A 22,928-nucleotide genomic window follows, 5' to 3' on the forward strand; every position below is an offset into this window, starting at 1 on the left:
GTTCGGCCCGTTGACGCTCACTGGTTCACCCCGCACGAGATCGTTGGTGACGGTCGGCAGCCGCCTCGTCGAGTCTGCCCGAGGACCATGCTGCCGGGCTCACGTTTCGGCGCCGTGAAGCCCAGGTCAACGGTCCGACAGAGGGAGCGACCAGGGCAGGGCCGGAGGTCCTTGAGCTTGGTCACAGTCGCGCGGGACCCGCCCCGCTGCGGCGCGGGAGCGGCCGTGGTGAGATAGGGCATGGGCGGCGATCGATACCCACGGTGGCGCTGCGTGACACCGCGTTCACCAGAAGTCGGCCATCATGCCACAGCCCGTTTCGTGAGGTGCGCCATACCCCCCGGCACGTGTCGCCAGGTGGCGCCCCCTAGCATCGGCCCATGACACCCGGAGAGGGGAGTCCGTTGGTGACTGCTGAGCATGCGCACGCGGAGGGGGACGACGCCGCAGGGGCGCCGTCCGCAGGCGTGCTCGACGAGATCCTGGCCGGCGTCCGCGAGGACGTGGCCCGGCGCCAGGAGCAGGTTCCGCTGGAGCGGATCCGCGAGCTGGCCGCGGCCGCGCCGCCGCCGCTGGACGCGTACGCGGCGCTGCGCCGGCCCGGCGTGGCCGTGATCGCCGAGGTGAAGCGCTCGTCGCCGTCCAAGGGGCGGTTGGCCGAGATCGCGGACCCGGCCGACCTGGCCGGTGACTACGCGGCCGGTGGGGCGCGGGCGATCAGCGTGCTGACCGAGGGCCGCTGGTTCGGCGGGTCGCTGGACGACCTGGCCGCGGTCCGGGCCGCGGTGAACGTGCCGGTGCTGCGCAAGGACTTCGTGGTCTCCAGCTACCAGGTGCACGAGGCGCGGGCGCACGGCGCCGACCTGGTGCTGCTGATCGTCGCCGCGCTGGAGCAGAACGCGCTGGTCGGGCTGCTGGAGCGGATCGAGTCGCTGGGCATGACCGCGCTGGTCGAGGTGCACACCGAGGAGGAGGCGGACCGGGCCCTGGAGGCCGGCGCCCAGGTGATCGGTGTCAACGCCCGTGACCTGCGTACCCTGGAGGTCGACCGCTCGGTGTTCGAGCGGATCGCGCCCGGCCTGCCCAGCAACGTCGTCAAGATCGCCGAGTCCGGCGTGCGCGGCCCGCACGACCTGATCCGCTACGCCTCGGCCGGCGCCGACGCCGTCCTGGTGGGCGAGGGACTGGTCACCCAGAAGAGCCCCCGTGAGGCGGTCGCCGAGCTGGTCAACGCCGGTAACCACCCGGCCACGCCCCGCCCGGTGCGCTGACCCGCGCCGGGCCACCCGATCCGAGAGGACGCCCGCGATGAGCGCCGCACCCGCAGCCGGCCAGGTCCCCGACGCCGCCGGCCACTTCGGCCGGTTCGGCGGCCGGTTCGTCCCCGAGGCGCTGGTCGCCGCGCTGGACGAGCTGGACGCGGCGTACCGCAAGGCGATGGGCGACGAGGAGTTCCTCGCCGAGTTCGACGCGCTGCTGCGCGACTACGCCGGCACCCCCTCGAAGCTGTACGAGGCCCGGCGGCTGTCCGCCCAGCTCGGCGCCCGGATCCTGCTCAAGCGGGAGGACCTCAACCACACCGGCGCGCACAAGGTCCGCAACGTCCTCGGCCAGGCGCTGCTCACCCGGCGGATGGGCAAGCGACGGGTGATCGCCGAGACCGGCGCCGGCCAGCACGGCGTGGCCACCGCGACCGCCGCCGCCCTGTTCGACCTCGAGTGCGTCGTCTACATGGGCGAGGTGGACACCGAGCGGCAGGCGCTCAACGTGGCCCGGATGCGCATGCTCGGCGCCACCGTCGTCCCGGTCACCACCGGCTCGCGCACGCTCAAGGACGCGATGAACGAGGCGATGCGGGACTGGGTCGCCAACGTCGACACGACCCACTACCTGATCGGCACCGCCGCCGGGCCGCACCCGTTCCCGGAGATGGTCCGGGACTTCGTGCGCGGCATCGGTGTCGAGGCCCGCCAGCAGTGCCTGGACCTGACCGGCGCGCTGCCGGACGCGGTCGCGGCCTGCGTCGGCGGCGGCTCCAACGCGCTGGGCATCTTCCACGCCTTCGTGCCCGACACCGGGGTTCGGCTCTACGGCTTCGAGGCCGGCGGCGAGGGCGTCGCCACCGGCCGGCACGCGGCCAGCATCACCGGCGGCTCGTCGGGCGTGCTGCACGGCACCCGCACGTACGTCCTGCAGAACGCCGACGGCCAGACCATCGAGTCGCACTCGATCTCGGCCGGCCTGGACTACCCGGGCGTCGGGCCGGAGCACGCCTGGCTGCACGACACCGGCCGGGCGACCTACCTGCCGGTCGACGACGCCGAGGCGATGGCCGCGTTCGAGCTGCTCTGCCGCACCGAGGGCGTGATCCCGGCGATCGAGAGCGCGCACGCACTGGCCGGCGCCAAGCGGATCGCCCCGGAGCTCGCCGCCGAGCTGGGCCGCGAGCCGGTGATCGTGGTCAACCTCTCCGGTCGGGGCGACAAGGACGTCCACACCGCCGGGGCGTACTTCGGCATCCTCGACAAGGAGTGACTGCGTGAGCCGCATCGGGGTCGCGTTCGACAAGGCCCGGGCCGACGGGCGGGCCGTGCTGATCGGCTGCATGCCGGCCGGCTTCCCGACCGTCGAGGGCAGCATCGCCGCCATGACCGCCATGGTCGAGGCGGGTGTGGACGTCATCGAGGTGGAGATCCCCTACTCCGACCCGGTGATGGACGGCCCGGTCATCCAGAAGGCCAGCGACATCGCCCTGGCCGGCGGCGTACGCACCGCCGACGCGCTGCGCGTGGTCGAGGCGGTCGCCGCGACCGGGGCGTCCGTGGTGACGATGACCTACTGGAACCCCATCGAGCAGTACGGCCCGGACGCGTTCGCCCGCGACATGGCCGCCGCCGGCGGCACCGGCCTCATCACGCCCGACCTGATCCCCGACGAGGCGGCCGAGTGGCTGGCCGCCTCCGACGCGCACGGCCTGGACCGGACGTTCCTGGTGTCGCCGTCCTCCACCGACGCGCGGCTGCGGATGACCGTCGAGCACTGCCGTGGCTTCGTCTACGCCACCGCGATCATGGGCGTCACCGGCGCCCGGTCGCGGACCTCCGACGCCGCCCCGATCCTGGTCTCCCGGCTGCGCGAGGTCACCGACCTGCCGGTCGGCGTCGGGCTGGGCGTGGGCACCGGCGCGCAGGCCGCGACCGTCGCCGGCTACGCCGACGCGGTGATCGTGGGCAGCGCGCTGGTCCGGTGCGTGCTCGACGCCCCGGACCAGGCCGCCGGCCTCACCGCCCTGCGCACGCTCAGCGCCGAACTGGCCGAAGGCGTCCGCAACCCGGTCCGCTGACCGTCTCCGCCAGCCGTCCGGCACTTGTCGGCTCGCATCGGGCGCCGTCAGGCCGGTGTCGGGCGCCGTCGGGCCGGTGTCGGGCGCCGTCGGGCCGGTGTCGGGCTCCTGTCGGGTCTCCGCGCTCGCACCGGCACCGCTCAGACTCGCACCGGGCACCGGGCACCGGGCACCGGGCGCTGGGCGCTGGGCAGGCTCGGACCGGGTGCCGGGCTGGCTCGCGCCGGGTGCCGGGCAGGCTTGCGCCGGGTGCCGGGCAGGCTTGCGCCGGGTGCCGGGCAGGCCTCGCGCCGAACCCGTCGGTTTCCCGCCGCCCGAGGTCGGGCCACCCCCACCGCACGCCTTTCGAGCTGAGTCGTTTGTGATATCGCGCTGCCCCGAGGGACGCAGCGGGCCGCCTCCACGCGCAGTCGACACCACGCCGCCGGGAATGCGCTGCGTGGCTCACCCCGATACCGCCGGTCCGGCCGAGTGGCGTCCGGTCCTGCGCCCTCCCGGTGGTGACCGCCGTCCTGGCGAGATCCCCCGTGCGCTGAGTCGTTACTGATATCAGCTCGACAGGCGTCGGAAAGAGACCCAGCCCGGCCGAGCGAGTCGAGGCGGCCTTGTCCGGCTGACGGTCTGCCCGAGGCCGACCCCGTCACAGTCGCGGCTCGCCTCGCGTGGGCCGCGACTTCGCGTGGGCCGCGACTTCGCGTGGGCCGCGACTTCGCGTCGGCCCCTGCTCGGCGTCGGCCCTCGATCGGCGTCAGCCCGCTCAGCGCCGGTGCCGCTCAGCGCCGGCCGGTGTCGAAGCCACCTGGCGACCGCTGGCCGGGCGGCGTGCCGACGCCGTCGGACGGATGCGCGTCCGGCGGCGGCGGGTCGGCGGCGGGCGTGTTCCGGAGCACGCCGGAACGGCCGGCGAGCGCGTCCGCGACGGCGGCCCGGGTGGCGGGGGTGAGCGCGCGGGGCAGTGCGACCGAGGGGTGCCACTCGGGATGGCAGCCGGGTGCCGATTCGCCGGCCGGAGCGCCACCCGTCGGCCGGGCGCGGAACACGTGCACCAGGACGTCCGGCGCGGGGCCGCAACGGCCGGCCGGGGGCACGGGAGCGCTCGGATCGGCGACCCGGTAGAGGCCGACCAGGTCGACCAGGTCGACGAGCCATCCGGTCTCCGCGCGGATCGACCGGACGGCGGCGTCGGGCTGGTTCTCGTCGTGGCGCAGCCGCCCGCCCGGCAGGCCCCAGCGGGGCACGCCGCCGGAGCGCCGGCAGAGCAGGACCCGGCCGGACCCGTCGCTGACGACCGCGGCGACCGCCCAGGTGAGCGCGCTCATGGACAAAGAGCGTACGGCCGCGCAAACCAGAAGTCATGCGGCTCCACGACGCGGCGGACCGGGGTGCCGCACACACGGTCCGCACCGGTACCGTGTGCACCCGTGACCCTCGCCCCGATGACCCCACTGGCGGCCATGCCCAGCCCCAGCACCGCCGTCTGGCAGCTCGGTCCCTTTCCGATCCGGGCGTACGCGCTCTGCATCATCGCCGGCATCGCGGTGGCCTGCGTGGTCACCGAGTACCGGCTGCGCCGCCGTGGCGTTGCCCCGGGTGCCGTGCTCGACATCGCCGTCTGGGCGGTGCCGGCGGGCATCATCGGTGCCCGGATCTACCACGTGATCACCTCGCCGGAGAAATACTTCGGCGCCGGCGGTGAGCCGATCAAGGCGCTCTACATCTGGGAGGGTGGCCTCGGCATCTGGGGCGCGGTGGCCGGCGGCGCGGTGGGCGCCTGGCTCGCCGCCCGGCAGTTGGGCATCCCGCTCACCGTGGTGGCCGACGCGCTGGCGCCGGGGATGCCGCTGGCCCAGGCGATCGGCCGGCTGGGCAACTGGTTCAACAACGAGCTGTACGGCGGGCGGACGACCCTGCCCTGGGGTCTCGAGGTGCACGTGATGGACCCGGACAACCCGGGTCACGCGTTGCGCGACGACGCCGGCAACCCGGTCCTGCAACCCGGGCTCTACCACCCGACGTTCCTCTACGAACTGCTCTGGAACGTCGGCGTCGCCGCGCTGGTGCTGATCCTGGACCGCCGGCTGCGGCTGGGCCGGGGCCGTGCCTTCGCGCTCTACGTGATGGGTTACACGGTGGGCCGGTTCTGGATCGAGCTGATGCGCACCGACGAGGCCAACCACATCCTCGGCGTGCGGCTCAACGTCTGGACCGCCGCGCTGGTCTTCCTCGGCGCGCTCGTCTACTTCGTGCGGGTCCGCGGTCCCCGGGAATACCTCGTCCCGGTGGGTGAGCCGGCCGCCCCGGTGGCACCGGCCGGCGACGTGTCCCAGGTCGACCTCTCGGCCGGCGAGGCCGGCGCGCGGCCGGTCGCGCCGGAGGGCTACCGGGTGGTGACCGAGGACCAGTTCCGCGCGTACCGGGAGACCGGTGCGCTGCCCCCGACGGAACCGGCGGCGACCGGCGACGCGGACCGTGCGGCGGCCGACGACGACGCGGACCGTGCGGCGGCCGACGACGACGCGGACCGTGCGGCGGCCGACGACGACGCGGACCGTGCGGTGATCGACGACGACGCGGTCCGGCCGGACCGCGCGGCGACCGACGGCCCGGACGACGCGTCGGCCGACCGGGCCGGGGCCGGCGACGATCCGGCCGGGTCGGACCACACGGGCGGGGTCGACCGCGCGGACGCCGGTCGGGCGGACGCCGGCGGGCGACCGACGGACCGGGACAGCTGAGCGGGGGAGTCATGCGCAGCGCGGTGGTGGTCGGCGCCGGCCTCGGCGGGATGGCGGTGGCCGGCGCGCTGGCCCGCTCCGGATGGCGGGTCACGCTGCTGGAACGCTCCGACCGGGTCCGGCCGGAGCCGACCGCCGTGGTGCTGTGGCCCAACGGGGTACGCGCGCTGCGCGCCCTCGGGCTCGGCGCCGGGCTGGACGCGATCGCCACGCCGTTGCCCGACGGCGGCATCCGTCGCCCGGACGGGCAGTGGCTGGTGCAGCCCCGGCCCACGCCGGCCGACCGGATGCCGGTGGTGGTGCACCGGGAGGACCTGCACGACGCGCTCATCGCCGGGCTGGGCGACCAGGTGGAGCTGCGCACCGGGGTGAGTGTGCGCAGCGTACGCGCGGTGCCCGGCGAACGTCCCGCGGTGGGCGACGGCCGGCACACGGTCGAGGCCGACCTGGTGGTGGCCGCCGACGGCACCGACAGCGAGATCCGCCGGCAGCTCTGCCCGGAGACGACGGTGGTGAGTTCCGGCTGCGCCGCCTGGCGGGCGGTGATCCCCTGGTACCGCGCGCCGCAGCTCCCCGCCGACCAGCCGGTGCACGGCGAGACGCTGGGCGCCGGCTACCGGTTCGTGGCCGCCTCGCTCGGTGAGCGGGGCACCGCCGGCGCCTCCCGCCGGGGCGGCATCTACTGGGTGGCCACCGCCGCCGGCGCGCCCCGCCCCGAGCCGCCGGAGATCCAGCTCGCCCTGCTCAAGCGCTGGTACGCGGGCTGGCCCGCGCCGATCGCCACGCTGCTCGAGGCGACCGACCCGGCGGACGTGGTGCAGCAGGAGATCCGCGAGTTGCGACCGCTGCCCCGGGCGTACGGCTTCCCGGTCGGCCCGGGCGGTGTGGTGCTGCTCGGCGACGCCGCGCACGCGATGCCGCCGCACCTGGGGCAGGGCGCCTGCCTGGCGTTCGAGGACGCGGCCACGCTCGCCGGGCTGCTGCGCGAGTCGCGGCTGCCCGACGCGGTGACCGGCTACGACCGGTTGCGCCGGCCGCGCGCGGCCACCATGGTGCGGCAGACCCGCCGGATGTCGGCGGTGCTGCAGACCCGGGGCCGGCTGGCGCTGCGCGCCCGGGACGCGGCGCTCGGCACGATCAGCCCGCGGATGCGCAACACGGCCGCCGCGGCGGCCGCCGCCTGGCAGCCGCCGTCCTGACCGCCTCGCGCGTCCCTCGTCCGGTCGGCGCGCTGGTCAGATGACGGCGGCCGGCTCGGCGATGCAGGCGGTGCCGACCCGGCGGAAGCCGACCCGCAGGTAGACCCGGGCGATGTCCTCGCTGCCGGCGCTCAGGAAGACCAGGTCGGTGCCGGCGGCGCGCAGCTCCCGGGCCAGCGTGGCGGTGACCGCGGCGCCCAGGCCGCGTCGGCGGGCGGAGGGCAGCGTGGCCACGCCGGCGATCTCCGCCACGTCGTCCACCCGCATCGCCATGCCGCTGGCCAGCGCGCCCTCCTGCGGGGTGCCGGCGAGCGCCGATACGCGCCGGCCGTCGGCCACCCGGGCGGCCTCCTCCTCCAGCGCCTCCACGTCGAGGCGGGCCACCGCGGCGTCCCGCTCGGCCGGCCCGGCCTCGCCGCGTGCGGTGCCGCCGTTCGCGAAACCGACAGCGGCGACGGCCCGGCGCAGCGCGATGTCCGCGGCGAAGCCCGGGTCGCCCGGGTCCAGCACCCGCACCGGTACGTCGCTGAGCGTCCCCGGTTCGGGCAGCAGCTCGGGTTCGAGCAGCATGAGCGGCGCCTCCAGCACGCTCAGCCCCGCCGAGCGGGCCACCGCGAGCAGCTCCGGCTGGTGCTCGTGCACCCACTCGAACGCCTCCGGCAGGCCCAGCTCCCGCTGCCGGGCGCGGACGGCGGTCACCTCGGCCAGGGTGGGCGTCTCGGTGGCGTCGAGCCGGGGGCGGGCGTAGAACGGCCATCCGGCCCCGTCGCGGACGAAGAGCACCAGGGAGTCGAACTCCTCGGTCCGGGCCCCGTCGCGGGGCACCGCGTCGTAGAAACGCTCCAACCGGTCGAGTGCGTCAGCTCGTACGACATCCACCGCGCGAGACTACACGTCCCAGATTCTGGAAGTGTGATCAATCTGAACTGGCCTTGCGCCGGACGCCCTAACGTAGACTCAATAAACCCCAGAGGGCCGACGTCGTCCCCACCATGATCCAACCTGAGTGACGACAGGAGGCCCGGTGGCCTTTCCGTACCCTCTCAGCCCGCAGCCGGCCCCACGGACGACGGGGCTCTACGACCCCGCGTACGAGCACGACGCCTGCGGCGTGGCCTTCGTGGCCGACCTGCACGGGCGGCGCTCGCACCAGGTCGTCGCGAACGGCCTCGGGGCGCTCTGCCGGCTGGACCACCGGGGCGCCCGGGGCGCGGAGCACAACACCGGTGACGGCGCCGGCATCATGATCCAGGTGCCGGACGCGTTCCTGCGCGCCGTGGTCGACTTCCCGCTGCCCCCCGCCGGCCAGTACGCGACCGGTCTGGTGTTCCTGCCCGACGACGACGCGGCCGAGGCGCGCGCCCGCCAGGTGGTGGACAAGTACGCGCTGGTCGAGGGCGCCGACGTGCTCGGCTGGCGCGAGGTGCCGACCGACGCGTCCGGGCTGGGCGAGACCGCGCTCGCGGCCATGCCCCGGGTGCGGCAGTTGTTCGTGGCCGCGCACCGGCTGACCGACTCGCCGGCCGGCCCGGCCGGCTCCCCGCTGGCCGGGCTCGACCTGGACCGGGTGGCGTTCTGCCTGCGCAAGCAGGTCGAGCGGGAGACCACCGAGCGGGGCGTGCCGGCGTACTTCCCGTCGCTGTCCGGCCGCACGATGGTGTTCAAGGGCATGCTCACCCCGGACCAGCTCCCGGCGTTCTACCCGGAGCTGACCGACGAGCGGGTGGTCAGCGCCATCGCGCTGGTGCACTCGCGCTTCTCCACCAACACGTTCCCGTCCTGGCCGCTGGCGCACCCGTACCGCTTCATCGCGCACAACGGCGAGATCAACACGATTCGCGGCAACCGCAACTGGATGCAGGCCCGGGAGGCGCTGCTGCGCAGCCCGAGCATCCCCGGCAACATCCGCCGCGTCTTCCCGGTGTGCACGCCGGCCGCGTCGGACTCGGCGAACTTCGACGAGGTGCTCGAACTGCTGCACCTGGCCGGGCGGAGCCTGCCGCACGCGGTGCTCATGATGATCCCCGAGGCCTGGGAGAACGACCCGGACATGCGCGCCGACAAGCGCGCGTTCTACCGCTTCCACGCCAGCCTGATGGAGCCGTGGGACGGCCCCGCCTCGGTCGCCTTCACCGACGGCGAGATCGTCGGCGCGGTGCTGGACCGCAACGGTCTGCGTCCGGGCCGCTGGTGGCACACCTCCGACGGCCTGGTGGTGCTGGGTAGCGAGGCGGGCGTGCTCGACCTCGACCCGACCACGGTGGTGGCCAAGGGCCGGCTCCAGCCCGGCCGGATGTTCCTGGTCGACACCGTCAACGGTCGGATCGTCTCCGACGACGAGATCAAGACCGAGCTGGCCGCCGCGCAGCCGTACCAGGAGTGGCTGCACGCCGGCCTGATCGAGCTGGACGACCTGCCGCCGCGCGAGCACACCGTCTACACCCACGACTCGGTACGCCGCCGCCAGCAGACGTTCGGCTACACCGAGGAGGAGCTGAAGATCCTGCTCGGCCCGATGGCCCGCAGCGGCGCGGAGCCGATCGGCTCGATGGGCACCGACACCCCGATCGCCCCGCTGTCCACCCGGCCGCGGCTGCTCTACGACTACTTCCACCAGCTCTTCGCCCAGGTCACCAACCCGCCGCTGGACGCCATCCGGGAGGAGCTGGTGACCAGCCTGGCGTCCACCATCGGGCCGGAGGGCAACCTGCTCGACCCGGGCCCGGCGAGCTGCCGGCAGATCGTGCTGCCCTACCCGGTGATCGACAACGACGAGCTGGCCAAGATCCTCTCCATCGACGAGGACGGCGACCTGCCCGGCTTCAAGGCGGTCCGGGTCTCGGGTCTCTACCGGATCCGGGACGGCGGCGCCGGCATCAAGGCCCGGCTGACCGAGATCTGCCGGCACGTGTCCGAGGCGATCGAGGACGGCGTACGGATCCTGGTGCTCTCCGACCGGGACTCCAACGCCGACCTGGCGCCGATCCCGTCGCTGCTGCTCACCGCCGCGGTGCACCAGCACCTGGTGCGCGAGCAGACCCGGACCCAGGTGGCGCTGGTCGTCGAGTCCGGCGACTGCCGCGAGGTGCACCACGCGGCCGTGCTGATCGGCTACGGCGCGGCGGCGGTCAACCCGTACCTCGCCTTCGAGTCGGTCGAGGACATGATCTCCACCGGCGCGCTGGCCGGTGTGGAGCCGGTGAAGGCGGTCCGCAACTACGTCAAGGCGCTCGGCAAGGGCGTCCTGAAGATCATGTCCAAGATGGGCATCTCCACCGTGTCGTCGTACTGCGGGGCGCAGGTGTTCGAGGCGGTCGGCCTGGACACGCGCCTGGTCGACCGCTACTTCCGCGGCACGCCGAGCACGATCGGCGGGATCGGGCTGGCCGAGATCCACACCGAGGTGGCCGCCCGGCACGCGCGGGCCTGGCCGGCGCCGGGCGCACAGATCAGCGACCGGCTGGAGGTCGGCGGCGAGTACCAGTGGCGCCGCGAGGGCGAGCTGCACCTGTTCAACCCGGAGACGGTCTTCCTGCTCCAGCACGCCACCCGCAGCCGCCAGTACGACGTGTTCCGGCAGTACACCGCCAAGGTCGACGAGTTGGCCGCGCAGGCGGGCTCGCTGCGCGGGCTGTTCACGCTGCGCACCGGCGTCCGCCCGGCGGTGCCGCTGGACGAGGTCGAGCCGGCCACCGAGATCGTCAAGCGCTTCGCCACCGGTGCCATGTCGTACGGGTCGATCTCCGCGGAGGCGCACGAGACGCTCGCGATCGCGATGAACCGGCTGGGCGGCAAGTCCAACACCGGCGAGGGCGGCGAGGACGTCGAGCGGCTGCACGACCCGGCGCGCCGCTCGGCGGTCAAGCAGATCGCCAGCGGCCGGTTCGGCGTGACCAGCGAATACCTGGTCAACGCGGACGACCTCCAGATCAAGATGGCGCAGGGCGCGAAGCCCGGCGAGGGCGGGCAGCTGCCCGGCAACAAGGTCTGGCCGTGGATCGCGCGGACCCGGCACGCCACCCCGGGTGTCGGCCTGATCTCCCCGCCGCCGCACCACGACATCTACTCCATCGAGGACCTGGCCCAGCTCGTGCACGACCTGAAGTGCGTCAACCCGGCCGCCCGGGTGCACGTCAAGCTGGTCAGCGAGGTGGGTGTGGGCACGGTGGCGGCCGGCGTGGCCAAGCTGAAGGCCGACGTCATCCTCATCTCCGGGCACGACGGCGGCACCGGCGCGTCGCCCCTCAACTCGCTCAAGCACGCCGGCACCCCGTGGGAGCTGGGCCTGGCCGAGGCGCAGCAGACGCTGCTGCTCAACAAGCTGCGCGACCGGGTCACCGTGCAGGTCGACGGCCAGCTCAAGACCGGCCGGGACGTGCTGGTCGCGGCGCTGCTCGGCGCCGAGGAGTTCGGCTTCGCCACCGCCCCGCTGATCGTCGAGGGCTGCGTGATGATGCGGGTCTGCCACCTGGACACCTGTCCGGTCGGCATCGCCACCCAGAACCCGGTGCTGCGCGAGCGGTTCACCGGCCGGCCCGAGTTCGTGGAGAACTTCTTCCTCTTCCTCGCCGAGGAGGTCCGGGGCTACCTGGCCGAGCTGGGTTTCCGCAGCATCGACGAGGCGATCGGGCACACCGAGCTGCTCGACGTGGCCGGCGCGATCGACCACTGGAAGGGCCACGGGCTCGACCTGGGCCGGGTGCTGCACCTGCCGGAGCTGCCCGAGGGCGCGGCCCGGCGCGGCGTCCGTGCCCAGGACCACGGCCTCGACGCGGCGCTGGACAACCGGCTCATCGAGCTGGCCGGCCCGGCGCTGCGCGACGGCACCCCGGTCCGGGTCGAGGTCGAGGTGCGCAACGAGCACCGCAGCGTGGGCGCGATGCTGGGCGGCGAGGTGACCCGCCGGTTCGGCGGCGCCGGGCTGCCCGACGACACCGTCGAGTTCCTGCTGCGCGGCACCGCCGGGCAGTCGTTCGGCGCGTTCCTGCCACGCGGGGTCACGCTGCGCCTGCACGGCGACGCCAACGACTACGTCGGCAAGGGACTGTCCGGCGGGCGGATCGTGGTCCGGCCGGACGCCGACGCGCCGTTCGTCGGCGCCGAAGCCGAGCCGGGCCGCCGCGCCGAGGACCAGATCATCGCCGGCAACACGATCCTCTACGGCGCCACCGGCGGCGAGGTGTTCCTGCGCGGTCGGGTCGGCGAGCGGTTCGCGGTGCGCAACTCCGGCGCGGCCGCGGTGGTCGAGGGTCTCGGCGACCACGGTTGCGAGTACATGACCGGCGGCACGGTGGTGGTGCTCGGTCCGACCGGGCGCAACTTCGCCGCCGGTATGTCCGGCGGCACCGCGTTCGTGCACCGGCTCGACCGCCGGCTGGTCAACGCCGAGCTGGTCGACCTGTCGCCGCTGCGCGACGAGGAGCGCGACCGGCTGCACGAGCTGGTCCAGCGGCACTTCGCCGAGACGGACTCGGCGGTCGCCGAGGACCTGCTCAAGCGCTGGCCGCAGGCGGTGGAGGAGTTCACCGCCGTGGTGCCCCGGGACTACCGCCGGGTCATGGAGATCATGCGGGCCGCCGAAGCCGCCGGCCGGAACGTCGACGACGCGGTGATGAGTGCCCTCTCTCCCGCCCCGGTACCACCCGCGCCCCGGGTGGTCGCCCAGGAGGTGGCTCGTGCCTGACCCGAACGGTTTCCTGCGCTACGACCGGCGGCTGCCCGCCCGCCGCCCGGTGCCGGTGCGGATCACCGACTGGCGGGAGGTCTACCCGCCGGCCGGCGAGGAGCTGGTCCGCGAGCAGGCCACCCGGTGCATGGACTGCGGCATCCCGTTCTGCCACGACGGCTGCCCGCTGGGCAACCGCATCCCGGACTGGAACGACCTGGTCCGCACCGGCAACTGGGACGCGGCGGTGGAGTCGCTGCACGCCACCAACAACTTCCCCGAGTTCACCGGCCGGCTCTGCCCGGCGCCGTGCGAGGCGGCCTGCGTGCTCGGCCTGGGCGGCCAGCAGCCGGTCACCATCAAGCAGGTCGAGGTGGAGATCGCCGACGCGGCGGTGGCCCGGGACGGCCTGCGTCCCCGGCCCGCCTCCACCCCTACCGGCCGGTCGGTCGCGGTGGTCGGCTCCGGCCCGGCCGGGTTGGCCGCCGCGCAGCAGCTCGCCCGCGCCGGTCACACGGTCACCGTGTACGAGCGCGACGACGCGATCGGCGGCCTGCTCCGCTACGGCATTCCCGACTTCAAGTTGGAGAAGCAGCACGTCGACCGCCGGGTCGCCCAGCTCACCGCCGAGGGGGTGCGGTTCCGCACCGGCGTCGAGGTCGGCGTCGACGTGACCGCCGACCAGCTGCGCGCCGAGCACGACGCGGTGCTGCTCGCCTGCGGCGCGCTCCAGGGCCGGGACACCCCGGGCACCCCGGGCCGGGCGCTGCGCGGCGTGCACCAGGCGATGTCGCACCTGGTGGCCGCGAACCGGGTGGTGGCGGCCGCGGGCGACGGGCGGCCCGCCCTGGCCGTGCTGCCGGACGGCACGCCGATCGACGCGGCCGGCAAGCACGTGGTGATCATCGGTGGTGGCGACACCGCGGCGGACTGCCTGGGCGTGGCCCACCGGCAGGGCGCGGCCGGCGTACACCAGCTCGACCTCTACCCGCAGCCCCCGACGGAGCGGGACGGCGCGCGGGACCCGTGGCCGACCTGGCCGTGGGTGCTGCGGTCCTATCCGGCCCACGAGGAGGGCGGGGAGCGGGTCTTCGCGGTGGCGGTGCAGGAGTTCGTCGACGACGGCACCGGGCAGGTCCGCGCCGTGCGCGTCGCCGAGGTGACCGTGGAGAAGGTCGACGGCCGGCGCATCGTCACCCCGCTGCCCGGATCCGAGCGGGAGATCCCGGCCGACCTGGTGCTGCTCGCGATCGGCTTCGAGGGCACCGAGGAACAGCCGCTGCTGGCCCAGTTCGGGGTGACCCGCAACGGCCGGGGCGCGGTCGACGCCCGACCCGACTGGCAGACCGACGCCGACGGGGTCTTCGTCGCCGGGGACATGCACCGGGGCGCCTCGCTGATCGTCTGGGCGATCGCCGAGGGGCGGGCCGCGGCGGCGGCCATCCACGCGTACCTGGGCGGGGTGGGCGAGCTGCCCGCCCCGGTCGACCCGGCCCGGCAGCCACTCGCCGCGTAAGGAGGGGCCCCCTGTTAACGCCTCCGGTAGAGCAGGGGGCCCCTCTTAACAGCTGTGTCGGGGCGGGACGCCCGGTATCGCACCGACCCGGACCGGGTGTCCGGGTCGCCCGGTGACACCTGCCACCAACTGTCGCCGCGACGTTTCCTCCGCCGCCAGACTTGGCGACCGGCCGGACCTCACGAGGGTCCGGCCTTCGTCATGTCGCTGTCGTCAACGGGGGAGATCGTCGTGGCTCTCGGCGCCACGTTCGCCGCGCTGCGCCACCGGAACTACCGGATCTGGGCGGGCGCCGGCTTCGTGTCGGTCACCGGCACCTGGATGCAGGTGCTCGGCGTCAACTGGTTCGTGCTCGCGGAGACCGGCTCCGCCACCTCGATGGGCCTCACCGTCCTGCTCCAGGCGCTGCCCACGCTGCTGCTCAGCGTGTGGGGCGGCGCACTGGCCGACCGCCTGCCCGCCAAGCCGCTGCTGGTCACCGCGCAGGCGGCGCACGCGGTGCTGGCCGCCGGCCTGGCCGTGGTGGCGCTCACCGGCGCCGGAGGTCTGCCGGCCGTCTACGCGATCTCGCTGGCCACCGGCGCGGTGTCGGCGATCGAGGGGCCGGTGCTGGGCCGCTGGGCGTCCACCCTGGTGGACCGGGAGAGCCTCGGCAACGCGCTCGCGCTCGGTTCGTTGACCAACTCCGCCGGGCGGATCCTCGGCATGAGCGTGGGCGCCGTGGTGGTCGCCGCCGTCGGCCCGGCGCTGCTGTTCGCCGTCAACGCGGCCAGCTTCGTGGCGGTCGTGGTCGCACTGCTGGCCGTACGCGAGGGGGAGCGGCACACCGGCGGGCCGGTGGCGGCCGACGCGGGCCCGGCGGACGGCGGGATCCGGGCCGGGTTCCGCTACCTGCGGGGTCAGCCGGTGGTGCTGGTCGCGCTGGCGCTGTCGTTCGTGCTGGGCAGCCTGGGCCGCAACTACCAGGTGACCATGGCGGCGATGAGCGACGGGCCGCTGGGCGGCGGCGCGTCCGGCTACGGCTTCCTGTCCACCGTCTTCGCCGTCGGCGCGGTGCTCGGCGCGCTGGTCGCGGCCCGCCGCGCCGAGCTGGGCTACGCGGTGCTGGTCGGCGCGGGGCTGCTCGCCAGCGCGCTGCAGATCGTGGCCGGGCTGGCCCCGGGCACGGCGAGCTTCGCCGCGGTGATCCTGCCGGTGGCGGCGGCGGCCGTGGTCATCGACACCACGGTCGGCGCCCGCGCGCAGCTGGACACCGACTACGCGATGCGCGGGCGGGTGCTGGCGGCGCTCGCGGTCACCGGCTCGGTCGCCGCCGCGGTGGGCGCGCCGTTGCTGGGTTGGTTGGCCGAGCACGCCGGCCCCCGCCAGACGCTGGTGCTGGCCGGCGCGGTCAGCGCCGTGGCGACGCTCGCGGCCGGGGTGGCGCTGGACCGGCTGCGCGAGCGCCGGCTGGTCCGGACGCCGGTCGCGGTGCGTCGTCCGGTCCGTCGGCTCGCACTCGTGCCGCCCGCGGTGCGGCGTCCGGTCCGTCGGCTCACGCTCGTGCCGGTCGCGGTGCGTCGTCCGGTCCGTCGGGTGGCGGCGAGCGCCGTCCGGGTGGTGCGGCCGGTCCGGCGTGCCGTGCCGGTCCCGTCCGGGCCGACTCCGACCGTCGCGGCGGGTGTCGCGCCGACCGTCATGGCCGGTCGGCCGGTCCCGGCGTCACGGCCCGGGGTCCGTCCCGGCACGGCCCGGCCGGCGTCGGCCGCCGCCCGGGTGGACGCGGGCCGCCGCTGAGGTGGGCCACGTCATGCCCGCCGGGGCCCCGCGGGCACGATGATCATCGTTACGCTGCGGGCATGGACGTCGAGGTACGCCTGCGGCGCATCCGCCGCTGGCTCTGGGTCGTGGTGGTGGGGCTCTTCCTCAGCGGGGTGACCGCGTTCCCGCTGGAGATCGAGGTCCGGTGGTTGCTCGCGGCGCTCGACCCGCTCGCCGGGCGGCTCCCGGCGCTGGTCGGCTGGATCGAGCGGGTCCACGACGGGCTGGTGGCCGCCGACCGGGACTACCCGTTCCTGCTCTACGGCACCGACTGGCTGGCGTTCGCCCATCTGGTGCTGGCGGTGGCGTTCTGGGGGCCGCTGCGCGACCCGGTGCGCAACGTCTGGGTGGTCCAGGTCGGAATGATCGCCTGCGCCGGCATCGTGCCGCTGGCCCTGATCTGCGGCCCGATCCGGGGCATCCCGTGGTTCTGGACGCTCGTCGACCTCTCGTTCGCGGTCGGCGCGTTCCCGCCGCTCTGGTTCGCCTACCGGCACATCCGCGCGGTCGAGGCGGCCCGCACGCCGGCGACGCCGGTCGGGACGCCCGCGCCGGCGGCCGGCTGACCGGGGCCGTACCCGGTCGCAGCGGGGACCACGGACCCGGGGGCCGGCCCGCCCGGGCCGGCCCCGCCGGTGGGGGAGCGGGCCCGGCCGGTGCCGGTCAGCGGCCGAGCAGGTCGTGCGCGGCCCGGATCTTCGCCCAGGAGGCGGGTCGGGCCGGGGCCGAGGTCGCCCGCGCGGTGGCGCCCACCTCGGGGCGACCGGCGGTGAACAGCCAGGTGGTGAACACCGCGTCCAGGTCGCGACCGGAGACGCGCTCCGCGAGCGCCTGGAACTGCTCGATGGTGCCGTTGCCGTACTGGCGCTGCGCGGTCCAGGCGCGCAGGATCCGGAAGAACGCCGGATCGCCGACGGCCAACCGGATCTGGTGCAGCGCCATCGCGCCCCGGTCGTAGACGGCGTCGTCGAAGATCCGCTCGGCGCCCGGGTCACCGGGGAGCACCTGCCAGAACTCCGAGTCGGCCGGGTAGCTGGAGTAGGTGAAGTCGAACAGCTCCTGGGCGGTGCCCTCGTCCTGCTCCTCCGACCAGAGCCACTCGGCGTACGAGGCGAAGCCCTCGTTCAGCCAGATGTTGCGCCAGGCCGCCACCGAGACCGAGTCGCCGAACCACTGGTGCGCGTTCTCGTGCACCACCACGTACGGGTTCGCGCCGCGCCGCCAGAAGCCGGGGCCGTACACCGGTCGGGTCTGCGTCTCCAGCGCGAAGCCGATGCCGTCGACCGGCCCGGCCACGCCGCCCTGCGCCTCGAACGGGTACGGGCCGAACAGCCCGCTCTCCCAGTCGACGATCTCGGCGGTGCGTTCGATGCTGGCCCGGGCCGCCGGACCGCGCTCGCCCAGCGTGGTGCTGTACGCGTTCACCACCGGCTGCCCGTTCGGTGCGGTGTCGGTGACGATGTCGTACTGTCCGATGGCCAGGAACGCCTGGTAGGTGGCGCCGGGCTTCACGCTGCGCCAGCTCCACCGGGTGCGGTTGCCGGCTTCGGGCAGCGGGTCGCGCGGCTGCACGCCGTTGCTGACCACCTCGACACCGGTCGGCACCGAGACCGAGATGTCCCAGGTGGCCTTGTCCTTCGGGTGGTCGTTGCTCGGATACCACCACCAGGCCGACTCGGGTTCGTTGACCGCGAGCGCTCCGTCGGCGGTGCGGGTCCAGCCGGTGTAGCCGTAGACCGTCGTCTGCGAGGGGACGCCGGCGTACTTCACCACGACGGTGAGCTGCTGGCCCTTGGCCAGGGACCGGGCCGGGGTCACCACCAGCTCGTGGTCGCCGGCCCGGGCGAACGTGGCGACCCAGCCGTTGACCCGGACCGACTCGACGTCGAGCGCGAAGTCGAGGTTGAAGCGGGACAGGTCCTTCCTGGCGGTGGCCAGGATCGTGGTGGTGCCGCTGAGGCGGTCGGTGAACGGCTCGTAGCGCAGCCGGATGTCGTAGTGGTCGACGTCGTAGCCGCCGTTGCCGTAGTCGGGGAAGTAGCTGTCGCCCAGCCCGGGGCCGCCCGGCGTCGGGGTCGCCGCCGCGGGTTGCGGGCCGCCCCGTCCGGTCGGGGCGGCCAGGCCGGGGGCGCCGGTCACGGTGGTGCCGGCGGTGGTGAGGGTCAGGGCGGCGATCGCCGCCGTGAGTGCGCGTCGCACGGGTGGGACTCCCTCCGTCGGGTGTACGCACCGGCCAACTTAATCGACGCATGTAAACGGATCTGGGTCGGCAGCTATTCAATTCTTGCGAATGTTTCGATAGCATTACCGACTAGTAACAAGCACGACCCCTCGGCCACGCGCGCGGTCAACGGGCTCCACCACCCCTGTCCCGTGGAGGTCCTGTCATGTCCCGTCGCGTCCGTACCGCCCTCGCCGCGGTGTTGGCGGCCGTCCTCGGCGCCGTGCTCCTGCCCGGCGCGGCCCGCGCCGCCACCGTCAACTACGTCGCCCTGGGCGACTCCTACTCCTCCGGCGTCGGCGCCGGGCCGTACGACCTCTCCACCTGCCTGCGCAGCCAGAAGTCGTACGCCCCGCTCTGGGCCGCGGCGCACGCGGTCACCAGCTTCCGGTTCCCTGCCTGCGGCGGCGCGGTCACCGCCGACGTCCGCAACAACCAGGTCGGGCAGCTCAGCGCGAGCACCACGCTGGTCACCATCACCATCGGCGGCAACGACGCCGGCTTCGCCGACGTGATGACCAGCTGCCGCTTCGGCAGCACGTCGAGCTGTGAGAGCGCGGTGGCCGGGGCCAAGGCGTTCGCCACCGCCACGCTGCCCGGCCGGCTCGACGCCACCTACGCCGCGATCCGCGAGCGGGCCCCGAACGCCCGGCTGGTGGTGCTGGGCTACCCGCGGCTGTTCGAGACCGGATACTGCGGCCTGCTCGCCATGAGCAGCTACAAGCGCACCATCCTCAACCAGGCCGCGGACGTGCTGAACGGGGTCACCGCCGACCGGGCCGGCGCGGCCGGGGCCACCTTCGTCGACGCCCGGCCGTACTTCACCGGGCACGGTGTCTGCGCGGCCGAGCCGTGGATCCGCGACGTCAGCGGCGTGATCGAGGCGTACCACCCGAACGCGAGCGGCTACCGCTACGGCTACCTGGCCGCGCTGACCGCCGCCATCGGCTGAGGTGTAAGGAGGGGGCCCCTCTTAACGCATTCTGTAGAGGAGGGGCCCCCTTTTAACAACTCACGGGGGTCAGCGGCCCGCCGGCGCCAGGCTGCCGACCGTCTCCGCCGCCACGACCGGCGCGCCGGTCACGCCCGACACCGGTCCCAGCCGCCGCCGTCGAGGTCGCGCGTGGCGCCCGGAGGGGACCGCGAGGGCCGCCAGCGCGGCGGCCAGCGAGATGCCGGTGAGCAGCAGGAAGCCCGCGGTGAAGCCGGCCTCCCGGGGCAACCCGCTCGCCTGCGGGTGAGCGGTGATCACGGCGCTGGCCAGGGCCGCGCCGATCGCGCCGCCGATGGTGCGGATGTTGGCGTTCATGCCGGTCGCGGCGCCGGTCTGTGCGGCCGGCACGCTGGCCACGATGAGGTTGGCCATCGAGGCGAACGCCAACCCGATGCCGAGGCCCACGAGGCCGCCGGCCACGCCGACCTCCCACCGGGTGTCGTGCGCCACGGTGAGCATCGCCGCCGCCGCCACGTTGAACGCCGCGCCGGTGCTCAGCTGCGCCTTGGCGCTGAACCGGGACTCCAGTCGGCCGGCCAGCAGACCGGCGGCGAACATGCCGACCAGCATCGGCAGCATCAGCAGCCCGGCCTGGGTGACGCTGGCGCCGAAGCCGTAGCCGGCGCTGGTCGGGATCTGGGCGAACTGCGGCAGGAACGCGTAGACGGAGAACATCGAGGCGCCGTAGAGCAGCGCGACCAGGTTGGTCGTCCAGACCGCCGGCAGGCGCATCATCCGCAGGTCGATCAGCGGGTTCCCGGCCCGGGCCTCGGCGACCAGCCAGGCCGCCGCCAGCACCACGGCCAGCGTCAGCAGCCCGACCACCCGGCCGGAGCCCCAGCCCCACGCGGCGCCCTTGCTGACCGGCAGCAGCAGCGCCACCAGCCAGCCGGAGAGCAGCAGCGCGCTGAGCCAGTTGATCCGGCCCGGCGTGCGCACCGGCGACGGCGGCACGAACCGGTACGCGGCCACCGCGGTCAGGCCGACCACCACCAGCGGGATCCAGAACAGCCAGCGGTAGCCGAGGGTGGCCACGATCGGGCCGGCCAGCACCACGCCCAGCCCGCCGCCGACGGCGACGACCGCCGAGATCGAGGCGACCGCCGAACTCACCCGGGCGGCCGGGAACTCGTCCCGGATGATGCCGAAGGACAGCGGGAAGACGGCGCCGCCGATGCCCTGGACCACCCGGGCGGCGATCAGCACGCCGATGCTCGGCGCGACGGCCGCCAGCAGGCAGCCCAGCGCCAGCGCGGCGAGCGAGACCACCAGCGTCCGTTCCTTGCCGATCATGTCGCCGACCCGGCCGAGGATCGGCGTGAAGATCGACGCGGAGAGCAGGTAGGCGGTCAGCACCCAGGTCACCGTGTTCGGCGAGGTGTGCAGGTCGTGCTGGATCGTGGGCAGCACCGGGGTGATCAGCGACTGGAGCATCGCGAAGAATCCGGTGCCGGCCGCGAGGACGAGGAACGTCATCCGGCGCGAGCCGCGCCGGGGTGTGTCGATCATGTGGGAGAACTTCCGTTCGGTACGAGGTGAGTGGCCGCTCGCGCGGGTGGGGCGGCGGTGGCGGCCGGGTCGTCGCGGGTGGTCAGCGAACAGCGGGCATGGCGGGACCTCCTGGGGTCCGGGGTCGGTTTCGGTCACCCACGCCGGCCGGACGCGGCCGGGAAGTCCGGAGTACGCTATCCGGAGGGGTGCCTCCACCAACGTAGCGGAGGGATGCCTCCGGTTGCAAGCGGGAGGGAGAGGTGACGCGCGTCATGACCAGCGCCGACCAGCGGGACGAGGTCTTCGCGCGCCGCCCGAAGCGGGCCGACGCCCGGCGCAACTACGACGCGCTGATCGCCGCCGCCCGCGAGGTGTTCGGCGAGTGCGGCGCGGGGGCTTCGCTGGAGGAGATCGCCCGCCGGGCGGGCGTGGGCATCGGCACGCTCTACCGCAACTTCCCCGGCCGGCGGGACCTGTTCGAGGCGGTCTACGTCGAGGAGGTGCGGGCGCTCAGCGCCTCCGCCGCCGACCTGGCCGACCTCGCCCCGTGGGACGCCCTGGTCGGCTGGCTGCACCGGTTCGTCGCCTACGTGGCCACCAAGCGGGCCCTGGCCGAGGAGTTGGTGCACGACTCCGAGGTGTTCCGCAGCTGCCGCACCGAGATCTACGCCGCCGGCGAGCCGCTGCTGCGCCGCGCCCAGGCCGCCGGGGCCGCCCGGCCGGACGCCGACTTCGACGACGTGGTGCGGCTGATCAGCGGGCTCGCGGCGTACCAGTTCCCGGACCCGGCGCAGCGCGACCGGGTGCTGACGATCGCGCTGGACGGCCTGCGCCCACCGGCGACACCCGCCCGATCGTGACGAAAAGTAGCCGGAAGGACGCGCCGGGTAGATAAGGATCTTGTCTTCTGCCTAACATCGCGTTTACGGACATCGAGTGAGGTGGAGGTTGCGGTGACCAGTGCCCCCTACCAGATGCCAGGCTCACTCGTGATCGAGATGAGTGACGACGAGTGGCGCGTCGCGGTCGAGCAGGAACTCGACCAGTTGCACCTCACGTACGGACAGCTCGCCGACATGGCGGAGCGGCGCGACTTCTGCTCGGTCGAAGCCCAGAAGCTCTGGATGTCCATTGGCAACACGCGGCCGTAGTGCGCTCGGGCCGCAGGCTCGAACGTTCGCCGAAACGCTGCAGGGTCTGCTGAACAAAACGGTCTGTGACAACGCGCGGGTCGTGGCGCGAGTGGCAACCGGGCAGGCCGTCGTCGGAACCGACCTCGTCGGGCTCCGATCGAAGCCGGTACGCATGCGCTCGGCGGCTCGCACGAGCATCTGGCTCGATGTGCAGTGCCTTCTCGCGCTCGACCAGGACGAAGGCAGGTTCCTCACCATCGAGGCGTCCTACTGTGCGCTGAAGTTCGGTGACACGCCCGAGCCGCTGCTGCACTACGACTTCCAGCGCGACAAGGAGCAATACACCGAGGCGCACCTGCAGGTATGCGCCACTCATCCCACCTTCGAAACCTTCCTCTCCGAGTTGGGGCGTAAGGGCACCGGCGGGCTGAGCAAGATCCACCTTCCGGTCGGCGGACGTAGATTCCGCCCGGCGCTGGAGGACGTCCTCGAGTGCCTCATCATCGAAGGGCTTGTCGAGGCCAAGAGCGGGTGGCAGCAGCTGATCGAGTCGACCCGTCGGGACTACCGACGCCGGCAGATCGCGGCGGTCGTCCGGCGCAACACCGGCACCGCGATGGCCGAGTTGGAGCGATTGGGCTACCGGGTCGTGCCGCCGGACGACCACGGCCTGCGAGCGCAGATCTCGCGACTGATCACACCTCGCTCGCGTCCTCCGGGCAACAGCCCGAGCGGTAGCGGACCGGCCAACCGTCGCTGATCGTGTTCGGCGTCGACGGTCGGAAAGGCGACACAGCCTGTGGTGGGGGCTGCGCTCCAGAGTGATCCTCC

The 22,928-nt window shown here is 74.0% G+C and carries 17 protein-coding genes; 13 read left to right on the plus strand and 4 right to left on the minus strand.

What is annotated here, in order from left to right:
* The first annotated feature begins 467 nt into the window (after positions 1-467).
* From trpC to trpA, 3 genes are read left to right on the plus strand one after another with little or no spacing between them, the layout of a single operon-like run.
* Positions 468-1,271, plus strand: coding sequence for an indole-3-glycerol phosphate synthase TrpC (gene trpC, locus COO58_RS29015; protein ID WP_172968088.1), 804 nt, complete (start codon positions 468-470; stop codon positions 1,269-1,271).
* 37 nt (positions 1,272-1,308) lie between these two features.
* Positions 1,309-2,535 carry a tryptophan synthase subunit beta gene (trpB, locus tag COO58_RS29020; RefSeq protein ID WP_098748080.1) on the plus strand — a complete coding sequence of 409 codons (1,227 nt, stop codon included), beginning with the start codon at positions 1,309-1,311 and terminating at the stop codon, positions 2,533-2,535.
* Between the two features lie 4 nt (positions 2,536-2,539).
* A complete protein-coding gene (trpA, locus tag COO58_RS29025; RefSeq protein WP_098748082.1) occupies positions 2,540-3,343 on the plus strand; it encodes a tryptophan synthase subunit alpha in 804 nt (267 codons plus the stop codon).
* Positions 3,344-4,116: 773 nt separating this feature from the next.
* Here the strand turns inward: trpA and COO58_RS29030 are convergent.
* Positions 4,117-4,662, minus strand: coding sequence for an NUDIX hydrolase (locus COO58_RS29030; protein WP_098748084.1), 546 nt, complete (start codon positions 4,660-4,662; stop codon positions 4,117-4,119).
* Between the two features lie 102 nt (positions 4,663-4,764).
* On the opposite strand from COO58_RS29030, the gene lgt reads away from it, so the two are divergent.
* Both lgt and COO58_RS29040 read left to right on the plus strand, forming a co-directional pair.
* A complete protein-coding gene (gene lgt / locus COO58_RS29035; protein WP_098748086.1) occupies positions 4,765-6,078 on the plus strand; it encodes a prolipoprotein diacylglyceryl transferase in 1,314 nt (437 codons plus the stop codon).
* Between the two features lie 11 nt (positions 6,079-6,089).
* Complete coding sequence (locus tag COO58_RS29040) at positions 6,090-7,277, plus strand: NAD(P)/FAD-dependent oxidoreductase (protein WP_098748087.1); 1,188 nt, start codon at positions 6,090-6,092, stop codon at positions 7,275-7,277.
* Positions 7,278-7,313: 36 nt separating this feature from the next.
* On the opposite strand, the gene COO58_RS29045 is transcribed toward COO58_RS29040, so the two are convergent.
* Entirely contained in the window at positions 7,314-8,156 is an 843-nt protein-coding gene (locus COO58_RS29045) for a GNAT family N-acetyltransferase (RefSeq protein ID WP_098748089.1), read from the minus strand.
* A 145-nt stretch (positions 8,157-8,301) separates the two neighbouring features.
* Here COO58_RS29045 and gltB point away from each other — a divergent pair, with 145 nt between their 5' ends.
* The 4 genes from gltB (at position 8,302) to COO58_RS29065 (ending at position 16,824) form a co-directional block, all read left to right on the plus strand.
* Positions 8,302-12,960 (plus strand): glutamate synthase large subunit, encoded by a 4,659-nt coding sequence (gene gltB, locus COO58_RS29050; protein ID WP_098748091.1) that lies wholly within the window; start codon positions 8,302-8,304, stop codon positions 12,958-12,960.
* Positions 12,953-14,458, plus strand: a complete 1,506-nt coding sequence (locus COO58_RS29055; protein WP_098748092.1) for a glutamate synthase subunit beta — start codon at positions 12,953-12,955, stop codon at positions 14,456-14,458. Before gltB ends, COO58_RS29055 begins: the two co-directional genes overlap by 8 nt.
* A 231-nt stretch (positions 14,459-14,689) precedes the next feature.
* Entirely contained in the window at positions 14,690-16,234 is a 1,545-nt protein-coding gene (locus COO58_RS29060; RefSeq protein ID WP_098748166.1) for an MFS transporter, read from the plus strand.
* Positions 16,235-16,296: 62 nt separating this feature from the next.
* Positions 16,297-16,824 (plus strand): hypothetical protein, encoded by a 528-nt coding sequence (locus COO58_RS29065; RefSeq protein ID WP_091573331.1) that lies wholly within the window; start codon positions 16,297-16,299, stop codon positions 16,822-16,824.
* Positions 16,825-16,921: 97 nt separating this feature from the next.
* On the opposite strand, the gene COO58_RS29070 is transcribed toward COO58_RS29065, so the two are convergent.
* Positions 16,922-18,457, minus strand: coding sequence for a M1 family metallopeptidase (locus tag COO58_RS29070; protein WP_098748094.1), 1,536 nt, complete (start codon positions 18,455-18,457; stop codon positions 16,922-16,924).
* A gap of 188 nt (positions 18,458-18,645) precedes the next feature.
* On the opposite strand from COO58_RS29070, the gene COO58_RS29075 reads away from it, so the two are divergent.
* Positions 18,646-19,431 (plus strand): SGNH/GDSL hydrolase family protein, encoded by a 786-nt coding sequence (locus COO58_RS29075; protein ID WP_091573333.1) that lies wholly within the window; start codon positions 18,646-18,648, stop codon positions 19,429-19,431.
* A 69-nt stretch (positions 19,432-19,500) separates the two neighbouring features.
* On the opposite strand, the gene COO58_RS29080 is transcribed toward COO58_RS29075, so the two are convergent.
* Complete coding sequence (locus tag COO58_RS29080) at positions 19,501-20,982, minus strand: MFS transporter (RefSeq protein ID WP_255292809.1); 1,482 nt, start codon at positions 20,980-20,982, stop codon at positions 19,501-19,503.
* Positions 20,983-21,236: 254 nt separating this feature from the next.
* Between COO58_RS29080 and COO58_RS29085 the strand changes: the two genes are divergently transcribed.
* The 3 genes from COO58_RS29085 to COO58_RS29095 all read left to right on the plus strand — a co-directional run bounded on the left by COO58_RS29085 (position 21,237) and on the right by COO58_RS29095 (position 22,857).
* Complete coding sequence (locus COO58_RS29085) at positions 21,237-21,824, plus strand: TetR/AcrR family transcriptional regulator (protein WP_176559013.1); 588 nt, start codon at positions 21,237-21,239, stop codon at positions 21,822-21,824.
* Between the two features lie 93 nt (positions 21,825-21,917).
* Positions 21,918-22,115: a hypothetical protein gene (locus COO58_RS29090; RefSeq protein ID WP_141561965.1), complete on the plus strand. Its 198-nt coding sequence runs from the start codon at positions 21,918-21,920 to the stop codon at positions 22,113-22,115.
* A gap of 91 nt (positions 22,116-22,206) precedes the next feature.
* Positions 22,207-22,857: a hypothetical protein gene (locus COO58_RS29095; protein ID WP_218012430.1), complete on the plus strand. Its 651-nt coding sequence runs from the start codon at positions 22,207-22,209 to the stop codon at positions 22,855-22,857.
* Positions 22,858-22,928: the final 71 nt, after the last annotated feature.

It is taken from the genome of Micromonospora sp. WMMA1996 (assembly GCF_002573675.1).
In the GTDB taxonomy this organism is placed as follows: domain Bacteria; phylum Actinomycetota; class Actinomycetes; order Mycobacteriales; family Micromonosporaceae; genus Micromonospora; species Micromonospora sediminicola.